Annotated in this window: 1 protein-coding gene; it reads left to right on the forward strand. The window is 48.5% G+C overall.

Translation table 11 applies throughout. From position 1 onward, the window contains the following. Nucleotides 1-181 precede the first annotated feature (181 nt). On the forward strand, nucleotides 182-1,336 hold the full coding sequence (locus QVO39_RS00715) for a M20 aminoacylase family protein (RefSeq protein ID WP_021902589.1): 1,155 nt from the start codon (nucleotides 182-184) through the stop codon (nucleotides 1,334-1,336). The last annotated feature ends 92 nt before the right edge of the window (nucleotides 1,337-1,428 follow it).

Raw genomic sequence — 1,428 nt, forward strand, 5'->3', positions numbered from 1 at the left:
CCTGAAAATAGTTTTTTCAATCAAATATTCATCGGTGAACAGTCCAACCTCGTCTTTAGACAGTCTGCAATGATAGCTATGGCCTACAATATCTGTATGGTGCTGCTTGCGATTGTGGTAATCTCCATCACCGTTCCCAAACAAAGTAAAAAGTAACCCCTATTCATTTTGAATAAAGTATATGAAAGTTAGAAAAGAGATAGAAGCCCTCGCACCAAAGATGAGGGAGTGGCAAGAGCATTTGCACAAGCACCCCGAGGTAGCACTCGAAGAGGTCAACTCCGCCAAATACATCGCTTCAGAGCTTCGTGCAATGGGCTATGAGGTAGAAGAGGGCATCGGCACAACGGGGTTGGTCGCTACCCTCAAAGTGGGAAATGGTACCAAGAACCTTGGTATCAGGGCTGAGTTCGATGCACTTCCCATAGAAGAGGTCAATGAGCTTTCCTATCGAAGCGTTATTGAGGGCAAGTCGCACCTCTGTGGGCACGATGGCCATACAGCCATGTTGCTAGGGGCAGCTAAGTATCTTATGGAGACCAAGAATTATAATGGCACCCTGACACTTATCTTTCAGCCAGCAGAGGAGACCATGCAAGGTAGCCCTGGCATGATTGCGGATGGGTTATTCGAAAAGTATCCAGTAGATGCCGTCTACGCTATGCATAATATTCCAGGACTTGAAAAGGGCAAACTCTACTTCCGTGAGGGTGCCACTATGTCGGCTGTGGATAATTGGGAGATAGAATTGGTGGGCAAAGGGTCGCACGGCTCTATGCCCGAATTGAGTATTGATCCCGTGGTGGCAGGGGCTTCGCTCGTGATGGCACTTCAGACAATTGTCTCACGCAACCTCAGTCCTTGGCACAATGCCGTTGTCACCATCGGAGCCTTTGTCGCTGGAAATGCTGGCAATGTGATTGCCAATAGTGCCATCCTACGTCTATCGGTGCGCAATATGATTGCCGAGGATCGGGAGTTGGTGCTACGTCGTATCCGTGAAATCACCAAAGCCCAAGCGGAGTGTTATGGCTGTACCTACGAGATTAGAGAGGGTCAGCCTGGGGCTGTACTCGTCAATACTCCCGAGGAGACTGCCTTTGCCACTCAGGTGGCGATAGATACTTATGGAGCGGAAAATGTGGTCAATCCAGCTGCCTCCTTTATGAGTAGCGAGGATTTTGCCTTTATGCTCCAGAAGAAGCCAGGTACCTACTTGATGATTGGCAATGGAGATACCCCAATGGTGCACCACCCCAAGTATATCTTGGATCAAGATATTTTCCCTATCGGAGCCAATTATTGGGTTTCACTTGCTGAGGCCTATCTGAAGTAACGGTCTGTCACATATTAAAAGAGAAGTCCCCTGTGCCTAAGGTACGAGGGACTTCTCCTTTTAATGCTACGTGTGCCCCATTCAGGGGTTAC

Origin of the sequence: Porphyromonas sp. CAG:1061 (assembly GCF_000435035.1) — a bacterium.
Classification (GTDB): Bacteria; Bacteroidota; Bacteroidia; order Bacteroidales; family Porphyromonadaceae; genus Porphyromonas_A; species Porphyromonas_A somerae.

What these genes read in the sequence shown, in the direction of transcription:
- QVO39_RS00715 (WP_021902589.1), top strand. Translation starts at nt 182, where the DNA reads ATGAAAGTTAGAAAAGAGATAGAAGCCCTCGCACCAAAGATGAGGGAG.